Source organism: Zarconia sp. (assembly GCF_057467645.1).
On sequence record NZ_JBRJXU010000065.1, the window covers coordinates 98,557 to 110,278 of the forward strand.

Genomic DNA, 11,722 nt, shown 5'->3' on the forward strand with positions numbered 1-11,722 from the left:
TCGGGCGAAAACCATGACCCAGGATTATTTTAGAGTGCGAGTTTCGGGTTCGGTGCGCGTAGCCCTGCCCTTAAACAATATTGAAACGGTTGTGCAAATCAACCGACAGTTAATTTGTCCCATTCCTGGAGTTCCCCCAGGATTGCTCGGGGTCGTAAACCGACGAGGGATTCTAACGTGGGTGTTGGATTTAAGTCATTTTTTGGAATTGGGACCGCTCTCGGGTCCGCCCAATCGAAACCTGACGGCGATTTCCTTAATTCAAGATGATGGAGATGGGGGTTCGGACAAGCCCGGGAGTCGTAAATCCGTGGCCTGTATCGTCGAAGAGCTAGAAGGCATTTTTACCCCGCCCAAAATCAAACCGATTCGCAAGCGTCTCAAGTCCAGGTTGCGACCTTTATTTGTCAATCTTGCCTATTACCAAAACTCAGGAATTGCTATACTGAACCCCACAGCCCTGCTTCAAACCCTCTACACCGAGGCAGATCCGCTCTAAACTATCGGTCTGACCCACCCAGCGCCATCCGCTGCGGTTCGTTTGGGGGTGACGATGACCTGTCTGCCGACCGATCGATTCAAGCGAGAAAACGACCATGGATCGCCAGCCCAATTTAAATAGTTCAGCCCCTCAAGACCCGATCGAATCCACCACCCATCGGGTCGATACGCCAGAACTGACGGCAAATGCAGTCGATCCCGCCGACGATCCGCTGCTTGAAAAGCTCCTCCAGGCCAATAGCTTGGAACAAGCCGGAGACCTCGAAGGGGCACGCATCCTGTATGAAGAAATCATCGCCATCGATGTCTCGAGCGTCTGGGGGGCGAGCGCGAAGAAAGCCCTAGAAAACCTACCCCCTACCAGCGATATCGACGGTTCCGAATCCCCCGGCGATATTTCATCGCTCACGGCGACGGGCAGCGATAATTCCTACCTCAACTCGGTTGCATCCTTTCCACCGACGGGGAAACCGCAAGCCCACTCTCGGGGACTTCTAAGCTTCTCCTGGCTCCAAGAGTGGTGGGAGAACCTCAGCGTGGGCTCGAAGTTGAAAACGATGTTAGCCGTCACGGCGATCGTCCCCCTGGTGACTTTCGATCGCGCTTTGGTTTTGTTCGCCCCTGAAGGCACCACGGCCGTCTTCGATAACGTTCGCCAAGAACAAGTCGAGCGCTCGCGGTGGCTCGCCTCCCTCGTCGGCGCGGGGGTGGCGTTCGTCTTGCTACTCGCAACCTATGCCATCGTCAGATCCTTAGAGTTGAACTTGCGCTCGATGGTGCGCTTCTCCCGTGCCCTCAGCCAGGGCAATACCCAAGCCCAATTGAGCGTGACGGCCACCGCCGACGAAATCGCCTTACTGGCCGAAAAACTGCAGCTCGCGGCCGATCGGATGGCGCAAACCGAACGACAAATGCAGGTGGTGGAACGAGAGCGCACCCAAGATACTCAAAAACAAACCCAAGAAAAGGAACGACTCCAACAACAGGTGATGGACTTGCTCGTCCATATCGAAGGGGCGCGGGCGGGGGATTTAACCATCCGCGTGCCCACGGTGGCCGGTGAAGTGGGGGCGATCGCCGATGCCTTTAATGCCACCCTCGGCTCCCTCAAACAGTTGGTGACTCAGGTCAAAACCATTGCCACGGGAGTCACCCAGCACGCTCAAACCAGCGAAACCTCCGTGCGGGAGTTTTCCACCACCACCTTCGCCCAATCCGAGAACCTGCAAAATACCCTGCGGACGGTGGTGAGCATTTCCGAGTCGATCCGACGGGTGGCCCAGACGACTCAGGAAGCGGCTGCCATCGCCCGTCAAGCCACCGAAGCCGCTCACATTGGGGATACGGACATGGATCGAACGGTGGCGAGCATGGATAAAATCCGCAGCACCGTTGCCAACACCGCCAAAAAAGCCAAGCGCCTTGCAGAATCCTCACAAGAAGTGTCCCAAATTTTGGCCTCGATCGCTGGCATTTCCGAAAAAGCAAACCTACTGGCGTTTAATGCCAGTATCGAAGCGGCTCGGGCTGGGGAACAAGGGGTGGGTTTTCGTCAGGTTGCCGACGAGGTGAGAGCCTTAGCCGCCCAAGTGAGGGAGTCCACCACGGATATCGAACAGCTCATCAATAGCATTCAGGAAGAAACCGCCGAGGTGATCGATGTTTTAGAACTGGGGACTACGGAGGTGGTGAACGGCACCGGACTGGTGAATCGCACCAAAAGTACGCTACAAGACTTGACCCGGTTGAGCCAACAAATTGATGGTTTTCTCCAAGAGGTCGCTCGCAATACCGTCGAACAAACGGAAGCCTCCGAGCGAGTGAATCAAACCGTAGAAACCGCCGCCCAAATTGCTAGTGCCACCGCCAGCGAAGCCGAAGGGGTGGTCGGGGAGTTGCAAGAATTAGCTGTCGATGCGAGCACCCTACAATCGTCCGTGGCGCAATTCCAAGTTCGGAGCGAGGGTTCCGAATGAAAAACCCCCGCGATCGATAGCTTATAATTCTCAATTAAATAACTAAACTCCTAAAAAGCAAGGTCTAACGTATGAAGAGCGTATTTGTTGTTGAAGACGGTCATACCGAACAAGCCATGATAAAAGCGCTTTTAGGTCAAGCCGGGTTTGTTGTTTCCGTGGCGAGTAATGTCGATGAAGCCTGGGATTGGTTGCAAAACAATGCGCTACCCAATCTAATTGTATTGGATATTGTTATGCCCGGAAAAAGTGGTTTAGAGTTATGTCGAATGATTCAAGAACACGACAAAATGAAAGATGTTCCGATCGTATTTTGTAGTTCGAAAAGTGAAGAATTCGATCGATTTTGGGCTTTAAGACAGGGGGCGAAAGCTTACGTAGTCAAACCCTATGCCCCCAAAGAACTGCTCGACACGGTATTTACTCACATTCAATAATCCTCTTCAGTTGACCGTTTCCGGTCTGAAGATGAACCTATCTACCCCCCAACTCCAGCCATGTACGACTCCCGAAACGGTCTCTGGGCCACTTCAGAGGAAAACGCCCCATCGAATGCGACCCCCGAAAATCCCGATACGGTCTCAGACGAACTCCTGAAAAAACTCCTGCAAGCCAACAGCCTCGAGCAAGCAGGTGCTCTTGAGGAAGCCCGCGAGGTCTACGAAGAAATTGCCACCGCTGACGAAACTGGACTCTACGGCGTGAGCGCCCGCAAGGCCCTGGCGACGATGATCGATGGCGACGGTCCGAGCGCTGCTGCAACCAGTTCTCGGGTGTGGGACTCCGGAGACCTGCGGGAGGAGGATGGGGGTGAAACCACGATTCGTACGGGATTTCCCTCCCAATTTCCCCTCTGGCTGAAGCAACAGTGGAACAACCTCAGTTTTACGAACAAACTCACGGTGTTGCTCGTCGGCGGTGCGATCCTACCGGTGGCGATCGTCACTCAGGGGTTAATTTGGCGTACCCAAGATCGAGTGGAACAGCAGTTTCGATCGGAGTTGCAAAGTACCACCTCCTCCTGGGAAGACGACTACGTAGGGTGGACCGAAGATGATAGCCTCACCGAAGCGGAAAATTTGGCCCGACTGGTACGGGCCAATAATATTAATTTGAGTAATCCCGCCCAGGTTACCCAACGGCAAGGTTACTTATCGGCCTTGGTGACCCAAGGGATTACCGCTGGCGATCGCCGCGCCGACGTGACCAAAAGCTTTCGCATTCTCACCGATCGGAACGGAGTGACCCTCGCCAAAGGGATTAAAATCCACGATTCGGCCCTCAATCCGGAAGCCTACCGCCAACCCGACCCCGATCGCCCGATCGAACCCACAGAATTTATCGCCATCGACCCCTCCGGTCAGACGAATCTGAGAGACTTACCCATCGTCGAGCAAGTCTTAGCCACCGGACAACCCCTGCGCGGTATCGAGCTGGTTTCCGGTGAAATTCTCAGCCGGTTGGGGTTAGAAAACCAAGCCCAAATTCCAGTCCTCCTATCATCGAGCAGCCCGGAACTTGCCCCAGCCCCCATCGGCACCTACAACGTCGATGATGGCAGTGCCGGATTGGCCACGGTGGTCGCCTATCCCATCAAACTCAACAACCAACTGGTGGGAACGGCGATCGTCGGCGTCCTGCACAACCGCCACTTTGCCCTTCTCGATACCTTCCAACAGCTCGTCGGTGCTAATTCCATCTCCGTCTTCGCCTACGATTGGCGGGTGAATACCAACGTCCCCGCCAGCGACGGCACTCGCGCCCTGGGAACCCTCGCCCCGCAGTCCGTGTCGGGTGCAGTGCTCGATCGACCCTATCAATCCCGGGAAACCAACGGGCAAGGGGATGACAACCCCGGATGGTTCGATCGCCTCTTTGGGGGAGACGCCCAACCCCCAAGCGACGGTGGCAAAGGTCTGTTCCAAGAAGAAACCATCGGCAACGAAAAGTACCTCACCTACTATCGCCCGATCTACAACCATCAAAAAGTCCTCAATCCCCAAGACGCCAAACCCATCGGTATGGTCTCTGTGGGTCGCTCCCTGGACGATTTGGAGACCCTTGTGGTCGAACAGCAACGGTTGGGATTACTCGTGGGGGGCGGCGTCCTCGTGGGGGTAATTTTAGCGGCCATTCCCATTGCCCGCGCCTTTGCCGGTTCCTTGACGGATTTGGCCCGATTCGCCCAAAAAGTGGGTCGGGGTCAAAGCGGAGTGCGGGTGGCAGCGAGCGATCGCGCCGACGAAATCGGGATTTTGGCGCGCGAACTCAACCAAATGGCAATCGGCATCGAAGCCAACATCGCCGCCGTCAAACAGCAGGAACAACTGCGGCGACAGGAGGCTCAACAACAGCGGCGGGAAAAAGAGAAATTACAGCGGGGGGTGGTTAACCTACTCCTGGAGATTGAAGGTGCCCAGCGGGGTGATTTAACGGTGAACGCTCCCGTGACGGAAGGGTCCGTAGGGTCGATCGCCGATGCGTTCAACACAACCATTCGCCGCCTGCGGGATTTGGTGTTGCAGGTGCAAACGGCCGCCAACCAGGTAAACGAACTGGCTGCCCGCAGCGCCCCATCCATGCAGCAGGTTTCCCAAACCGCCAAGATGCAAGCCTCGGAAACCCAACAAACCTTGAGAACGGTGGCCCAAATTGGCAACTCGATTCGCTTGGTGGACGAATCGACCCAACAGGCCGCGCAAATCGCCCAGCAGGGGGCGCAAGCGGCTCAAGAAGGGGAGTCGGTTATGGATATGACCGTGACCAGCATCGACAAAATCAGCAACGCCGTAGACGAGACGGCGAGTAAGGTGAACCGACTGACGGAATCCTTCGGTCAAATCCTGCAAATCCTCACCTTGATTTCGAGTATTGCCGAACGAACCAATCTCCTGGCCTACAATGCCAGTATCGAAGCCTCCCGCGCTGGGGAAAACGGTCAGGGTTTCCGGGTGGTGGCTGAAGAAGTGCGCCGCCTGGCCGGTCGGGCAACAGAAGCGACCCGCAGTATCGAGCAGATCGTCGATTCGATTCAACAAGAAACCATCGAGGTGCAGCAGGCGATGGAAACCGGTAAAGCCGAGGTTGCCGAAGGAACGGAGTTGGTCAACCAAACCAAACAAACCCTCAAGCGTCTGGCGGAGATTACCCAAACCATCGATCGATACTTGCAATCGATTTCCCAAAATACGACCACCCAAGCCCAAGCCTCCCAACAAGTCAACCAGATGGTAGAACAGGTTTCGACCACCACCCAAAGTACCTCGACCGAAGCCGAAGCGGTGGCCGAATCCCTGCAAGACCTCGCAAGCGTGGCCACGACCCTGCAGGAATCGGTTTCTCAATTCCGTCTCGATCGATAATCGAACACCCGTTTTGGACGAGCAGAAACGGATGCTTCCGCAACCCTCACCAAAACTGACGTGAAGACCATGTTTAACGCGCGAATTCTGAAGACACCCATGAGCTTTGCACTCGATCCGGCCGTTCTCGAATCCATTACTCAGGAAGCTCGCCAGTGCTTCTTAGAAGAAGATGCCCCTGGCTATCTCAAAGTCTTACAGCAAGGACTCGCTCAGCTGGCCGAAGACCGAGGTCCCGATTACATCGCGCTCATGCGGGCCGCTCACTCTATTAAAGGGGGGGCAGGCGTGGCTCAGATGCCGGCGTTGAGCCAACTGGCCCACAAACTCGAAGATTTGCTCGAAGCTTGGAACCACGATCGGATCGCCCAAACGGAGTTAGCACTGGAGTTACTCCAACAAGGACTCGAAGAACTGGCTTATCTACTCGGAGTCGCTCGGGATTCGCAGCATATTCTCGAAGCCGATGCCAATTTGCTCAAAGCCCTCGATGAATTTAACTCGTCTCTAGAGGCGGCGCAAAATCCCCAAATCGCCCCCTCACCGGCGAGTGCTATGTCGGGGGGGCGCATTAAACTCATCAAAACCGCTCTGGAATCGGATTTTAAAAACTGCCTCGATCGCGTCGAAAAACTCCTTCAAGAAAAGGTATCTGGGGAGGCGATGCGAGAGGGGTTGCTCGGATTGGTGGATGAAGGCATCCTGCTTGGGGAAGCCTACAGCTTGCCCTGGCTGGTGTCGACGGTGGAAAAAATCGCCGATCTGCTCGAACGACCGCCGGCGAACCTGGCGATGAAAGATTTGGCCGAGCAGTCCCTCGTCGAACTGCGACAAGAGCGCGATCGATTTCTCAAAGAACTGCCCGCAGCCGTTGCCGACCCCCCAGCCGACCCCCCAGCCGATCCCCCATTGCCCCTGGAGGAAACCGACAACTCCGACTCGACGCTGGTGAGTGACGAGCGCCCTACGCAGATTCAAGTGCGCATGCCCCTCGAACGCCTCGATGCCATGGGCAGTGCCATCGGCGAGTTGATTACCTCCCACGAACGCCTCAGCCTCCAGCAACAACAACTCAAACAAGCCTCGAGCAACCTACGGCGTTTGGTGGAACAGGTCAAACCCGTCAGAGATCGGGTGCAGTCTTTTTACGATCGCATGTCCACTGCCAGCAGCGCCTCAGAACCGAAAGCTGATGGCGAAACGGTCGAATTCGATGCCCTGGAAATGGATCGCTACACGGCTTTGCACAGCAGCTTGCAGACCTTTGAGGAACTCATTACCCAAGTTCAGGAAACCCGCGTGGATATCGATCTGGTGAGTCGGGAATTGGGTCAGGATTTAGGGCAGGTGAGACTGGATTTGTCCCAACTCTACACCGATGTGACCATTTCTCGCCTGGTGCCCTTTAAAACCTTTGCTCGTCGGTTTTTACCCCAACTGCATCGCAACGCCCAACGCTGCGGGAAAAAAGCCGAATTGCAAGTCTCGGGGGAAAACGTTTTGGTGGATAAGGTGCTCCTCGAACAACTGCAAACGCCCCTGACTCACATTCTCAACAATGCTCTCGATCACGGTATCGAAAAGCCTGCCGAACGCCGGATTTTAGATAAATCGGAAACGGCCCAAATTTTCCTCGGGGCGAAAACGGAAGGCAGCGAAGTGGCCATTACCTTTGCCGATGACGGACGGGGAATCGATCTGACACAAATTTATCAAATTGCCACCGCTCAAGGATTATGTCCGGCCAATATTCCCATGACTCAGTTGCCTCGAGAGCGAATTCTCAACTTTATTTTTCAACCGGGTTTTTCCACTGCCACCGCCGTGAGCGATATTTCCGGTCGGGGGGTGGGGATGGATATCGTTCGCACCCAAGTTCGGCAACTGCGCGGAACCATCGACGTGGAAACTCTGCCAGGACAGGGAACCACGTTTACGATTCGGTTGCCCCTGAGCATGAGTTTGCTCTCGTTGTTGCTGTGTCAGGCTTCCGGTCGCCTGCTGGCAATTCCGGCCGATACGGTACTCGATGTGATTCCCTACGATGACGTGAGTAATATCGGTCCCCACCAATGGCCGCTCGATCGAGGTTCCGCATTTAATGAGGTGGATGATTCTTCGATTTCTTGGCGGGGACAAGTGCTGCCGTTGTTGCCCCTGATGGCGATGTTACCCTACGATCGCCTGCCGACGGTTTCGAGTGCCTCCAAAGTGGTACTGGTGCTCAAAGGCGCCTCAACTCCCATTGCCGCCACGGTAGATGCGATCGTCGACGAACGCCAACTGATTCTCAAATCCTTCGACGATACGATTCCCGTTCCCCCCTATATCGCCGGCTGTACGATTTTGGGAACGGGGGAGGTCGTGCCGGTGGTGCTGCCGCGATTCCTCAAGCCCAGCGAGGGTCGACCGTTAGTCACGACGCCGATTCCGATGACGACCGTCCACGGTTCGCGGATGATTTTGGTTGCCGAAGATTCCACCGGGGCGCGACGTTCCTTAGAGCGCATCCTCACCCATGCCGGATTTGCCGTGATTCCCTGCCGCAACGGACAAGAAGCCCTGAAAAAACTCGAACAACGCCAGGGTTTAGTGGATTTGGTCATTTCTGATGTGGAGATGCCCGTACTCAACGGCTTCGACCTCCTCGGGCGAATTCGCGCCCATTCTGCCTGGTATACCATCCCCGTAGTGATGCTCACCTCTCGCACGGGCGATCGTCACCGCCAAAAAGCCATGAGTTTGGGGGCCAATGCCTATCTGGGAAAACCGGTTACGCCGACGGAGTTGTTGTCGGGAATCGAGAGTTTATTGCCGAGTTCGTAAAGGAACGTCAGTGTTGGATAAGAAATCTCCGGTGAGGGTGGGGAATGGGGAATGGGAAATGGGGAAGAGAAAAACCTATTTCTTCGATAGTGTAAATAAACCAGTGCGAAGCGCTATATCTCTATCTCCTCGTCAAAAATTCAGATCGAAAAAAAATATATAGTCATTCTGAATAAAAGTGGTACAGTTTCAGAGTCGGATCGACCCGAATAATCGAGGTTTCCGTGAATCCTGGTGCCCCATTCTTATTCGAAATGACTATAATCAACTATTTAAAAATGGATAAAACAATAGATGAAACCATAAAAAAAATATCTCTACTGACCGTTTTAATTATTTAAAAATCAAAACAATTAATCAAAATTTTAGTTCAACAAAAAAAGACTTTAATACAAGTAGTAAAAGTGAAATTCATATAAGGGATACACTGCCTAATGCACCTCGCTGTAAAATTTGTAACGGGTTTATTCATAAAAACTCAATTTCGGTAGATCGCAAACAACGCAAACAAGATGGTGGATTAGCAAATATAGATAATGGACAATTGACTCATCCATACTGCAATACGGGCTATAAAAATTAACGATCGTCAAAACCTAACTCACAAAAAATAAATAGGAATTAACCCATCGGCGCGGAATCGAGCAACACCAATTTCTCATCTTGCGCCTCAACCCAAATGGTCGTCCCCGCACGGAAGCGTTCGGCGAGCAGCGCTTGTCCCAAGGGTTGCACCAAAAACCGATCGATCGTTCTCTCCATTTCCCGCGCCCCAAATTGAGCGTTGTAGCCCTTGGTCATCAGAAACTCGTAAGCACTGTCGGTCAGTTGCAAAAAGAGCTTTTGGGCTTCCAGGCGGGGGTGCAAGTTGGCGAGGATTTTGTCGATAATCTGCCGGACCACCTCGGCACCCAGGGGGTAGAACCACACCACCTGACTGATGCGGTTGAGCAACTCCGGCCGCAGAGACTGTTGGAGGGCATCTTGAATTTGCCGCTGGTACGCCGATCGATCGACTTCGGAGCGATCGTCTGCCAAACCAAACCCCAGAGAACGGGAAGCGTGTAGGGATTGCGTGCCTAAATTGGAGGTGAGGACGATCGCCGTTTCTTTAAACGAGATGTGACGACCGTGACTATCAGTGAGGTGCCCTTCGTCGAAGATTTGCAAAAACAGATCCAACACCTTCGGGTGCGCCTTTTCCACCTCATCGAAGAGAACGACGCTATAGGGTTTCGATCGCACCGCTTTGGTTAGTTGCCCCTCGCGATCGTACCCCACGTACCCCGGCGGCGCGCCAGTGAGGCGGGAAACGGCATGGGGTTCCATGTATTCTGACATATCCACCCGAATCAGTTGGCGCTCGTCGTCGAACAGGCATTGAGCCAGGGCTTTTGCCAACTCTGTTTTCCCGGTTCCCGTCAACCCCACAAAGAGAAACACCCCGATGGGTTTATTCGGGTCCTTCAATCCCGCGCGAGCAGTGCGAATGGCGTTGGCGACGGTTTCGATCGCCGCTTCTTGACCCATCACCCGTCCCTGGAGAATCTTTTCCAACGACAGCAACCGCGAGCGCTCGTTTTGAGTCAGCCGTTCGATAGGCACCTGACAGCGTTGGGACACCACCGCTAAAATCTCGTTTTCGTCGATGCGACAGTGACCGGTATAGCCAATTTGCTCCGCGGCTACTGCCAGCCGCACGTCGGCACAGGCGCGATCGATTAAATCGATGGCTTTGTCCGGCAAATGCAAATCTGTCAAATATCGCTGGGCCAATTCAACAGCCGCATCGATCGCCCCGTCGGTAACGATCGCGTTGTGGTGCGCCTCAAATTGGGGTCGCAACCCTTTGAGAATGGCAATGGTCTCCTCCGCAGAGGGTTCGTTCACCCAAACCGTCTGAAAGCGACGCTCCAAGGCCGTATCCGTTTCGATAGTGGAGCGGTATTCCCGGACGGTGGTTGCCCCCACGCACTGAATTTCTCCCCGCGCCAGGGCCGGTTTGAGGATATTAGCCGCATCGCTGGCACCGCCCCCCCCAGCACCGAGGACCGTATGGATTTCATCGATAAATAAAATCACGTCGTTGACCGTGGCCGCTTCGGAGATCAGCGCTTGCATCCGCTCTTCAAACTCCCCTCGGTACTTCGACCCTGCCAGGAGTCCAGCCATGGAAATTTCTACAATGCGTTTGTTTTTCAAGGCAGCCGGAGTCGTTTCGCTCTCCAACCAATGGGCGAGTCCTTCCACGATACAGGTTTTACCCACCCCCGCCTCCCCCACTAAAATGGCATTGCACTTGCGCCGCTGCATCAGGATGCTCGCAAGGGCGTTAATTTCCGTTTGCCGTCCGATGGTGGGATCGAGCTGACCGTCCCGGGCCATTTGGGTTAAATCCCGACCGAAGCAATCGAGAAAGGGGGTGTCTTGCTGGGATTGGCGGGGGAAAAGGGGTTCGGCTTCCATCCAAATTGAAGTACTGCGATCGGGCTGCCGATCGCTGTCGGGGTCTTCGAAGGGGGGGGTTTCAAGATTGTAGACCCCCATTTCTTCGAGCAGGTTTTCCCAGGGAGAAGCCGGCAGTTCCAGAATCGCTTGCAGGAGGTGACAGGGTCGCAGGATGGGGTTATCGTCAGTACCGAGCATGGCAATTTCCTCTGCCCGCTCGAACACGCGCCGGGAGACGGGAGAGCGGTGAACGATCCCCCGATCGAGGCGGTTTGCCTGGGCGCGGGCGATTTCCGAACGCAGTCGACGGCGAAACAGGGTCTGATCGAGTCCCCAGGCATCGAACCACTGGCGTAGAGTTTCGATATCCGTGACAAATTCTTGCTTTTGCGCCCGATCGCGCCGGATGGGTCGGGGACAGAAGCGTTCCGGATCGAGGTCGCAGAGTTTGCAAACTCCCAGAAGTAGATGTGCGGGGTCGATTTCAGAGGATTTTCCGCTTTTTGCCTCGATTGCGGCAATATTCCAAACCAAAATCGTGCTAGGCGAGTATACTGCCATCAGCCAACTATTGTCTCTCGTTCTTGCCTATGTCTATGATTATGCCCT

At 54.5% G+C, this 11,722-nt stretch carries 7 protein-coding genes; 6 read left to right on the forward strand and 1 reads right to left on the reverse strand.

The window, feature by feature from the left end:
• Positions 1-13 precede the first annotated feature (13 nt).
• The 6 genes from AC2215_RS09650 to AC2215_RS09675 all read left to right on the forward strand — a co-directional run bounded on the left by AC2215_RS09650 (position 14) and on the right by AC2215_RS09675 (position 9,248).
• Positions 14-499, forward strand: a complete 486-nt coding sequence (locus AC2215_RS09650; RefSeq protein ID WP_486809773.1) for a chemotaxis protein CheW — start codon at positions 14-16, stop codon at positions 497-499.
• Positions 500-596: 97 nt separating this feature from the next.
• Positions 597-2,477 (forward strand): methyl-accepting chemotaxis protein, encoded by a 1,881-nt coding sequence (locus AC2215_RS09655; protein ID WP_486809774.1) that lies wholly within the window; start codon positions 597-599, stop codon positions 2,475-2,477.
• A gap of 71 nt (positions 2,478-2,548) precedes the next feature.
• Positions 2,549-2,914 (forward strand): response regulator transcription factor, encoded by a 366-nt coding sequence (locus AC2215_RS09660; RefSeq protein WP_486809775.1) that lies wholly within the window; start codon positions 2,549-2,551, stop codon positions 2,912-2,914.
• Between the two features lie 60 nt (positions 2,915-2,974).
• Entirely contained in the window at positions 2,975-5,839 is a 2,865-nt protein-coding gene (locus AC2215_RS09665) for a methyl-accepting chemotaxis protein (RefSeq protein WP_486809776.1), read from the forward strand.
• 99 nt (positions 5,840-5,938) lie between these two features.
• A complete protein-coding gene (locus tag AC2215_RS09670; protein ID WP_486809777.1) occupies positions 5,939-8,665 on the forward strand; it encodes a hybrid sensor histidine kinase/response regulator in 2,727 nt (908 codons plus the stop codon).
• A gap of 451 nt (positions 8,666-9,116) precedes the next feature.
• Positions 9,117-9,248, forward strand: a complete 132-nt coding sequence (locus tag AC2215_RS09675; RefSeq protein ID WP_486809813.1) for an HNH endonuclease — start codon at positions 9,117-9,119, stop codon at positions 9,246-9,248.
• 38 nt (positions 9,249-9,286) lie between these two features.
• Here the strand turns inward: AC2215_RS09675 and AC2215_RS09680 are convergent, their stop codons facing one another.
• On the reverse strand, positions 9,287-11,674 hold the full coding sequence (locus AC2215_RS09680) for an ATP-dependent Clp protease ATP-binding subunit (protein ID WP_486809778.1): 2,388 nt from the start codon (positions 11,672-11,674) through the stop codon (positions 9,287-9,289).
• Positions 11,675-11,722: the final 48 nt, after the last annotated feature.

Coding starts and splice junctions, on each gene's coding strand:
- AC2215_RS09650 (WP_486809773.1), top strand. CDS start 14: ATGACCCAGGATTATTTTAGAGTGCGAGTTTCGGGTTCGGTGCGCGTA.
- AC2215_RS09655 (WP_486809774.1), top strand. CDS start 597: ATGGATCGCCAGCCCAATTTAAATAGTTCAGCCCCTCAAGACCCGATC.
- AC2215_RS09660 (WP_486809775.1), top strand. CDS start 2,549: ATGAAGAGCGTATTTGTTGTTGAAGACGGTCATACCGAACAAGCCATG.
- AC2215_RS09665 (WP_486809776.1), top strand. CDS start 2,975: ATGTACGACTCCCGAAACGGTCTCTGGGCCACTTCAGAGGAAAACGCC.
- AC2215_RS09670 (WP_486809777.1), top strand. CDS start 5,939: ATGAGCTTTGCACTCGATCCGGCCGTTCTCGAATCCATTACTCAGGAA.
- AC2215_RS09680 (WP_486809778.1), bottom strand. CDS start 11,674: ATGGCAGTATACTCGCCTAGCACGATTTTGGTTTGGAATATTGCCGCA.